The sequence below is a fragment of the Vibrio sp. 1978 genome (assembly GCF_033344345.1).
Genome location: NZ_JAWPOP010000308.1, coordinates 1 through 814 on the forward strand (window position 1 = coordinate 1; position 814 = coordinate 814).

At 48.8% G+C, this 814-nt stretch carries 1 protein-coding gene; it reads left to right on the plus strand.

The features are described from left to right. On the plus strand, positions 1-814 hold an 814-nt coding region (locus R8N49_RS26280), incomplete at both ends, for a flagellar type III secretion system protein FlhB (protein ID WP_318190343.1).

The following is an 814-nucleotide window of genomic DNA, read 5'->3' on the forward strand; positions in this document are numbered from 1 at the left end:
CCAGAGAAAAGGGGCAGGTCGCACGCTCAAAAGAGCTCGCATCGGCGTCAGTGCTGATTGTGGGTGCTATCGCTCTGATGTGGTTTGGCGAGTCACTCGCACGTTCGCTGTTTTCCATTATGAGTCGTTTGTTCGACCTCAAACGCGACGAAATCTTTGATACCACAAAGCTGTTTGATATCGCATTAGGCGCAATGACAGACTTGCTTTTTCCACTGTTTCTCATTCTTATCACGTTGTTTGTGGCGGCGACGATTGGTGCTGCAGGGGTTGGGGGCATTAGCTTTTCTGCCGAAGCGGCAATGCCTAAGCTGTCCAAAATGAACCCTCTGAGCGGTTTAAAACGCATGGTGGGGATGCAAAGTTGGGTTGAACTGATCAAATCGATCTTGAAAGTAGTGTTGGTGACAGGTGTTGCCATGTATTTGATCCAAGCGTCGCAAGCGGATTTGATCCAACTTAGCATGGATGTTTACCCGCAGAACATTTTTCACGCGCTGGATATTTTGCTCAACTTCATCTTGTTGATCAGCTGCTCGTTATTGATTGTTGTGGCCATCGATATACCGTTCCAGATTTGGCAGCACGCCGATCAGTTGAAGATGACCAAGCAAGAAGTGAAAGACGAATACAAAGAAACCGAAGGTAAGCCAGAGGTGAAAGGTCGTATTCGTATGCTGCAAAGGGAAGCGGCACAACGCCGGATGATGGCCGATGTGCCTCAAGCAGACGTTATTGTCACCAACCCGGAGCACTATTCAGTGGCGCTGCGTTATAAGCAGAAAACAGATCGTGCGCCAGTCGTGATAGCGAA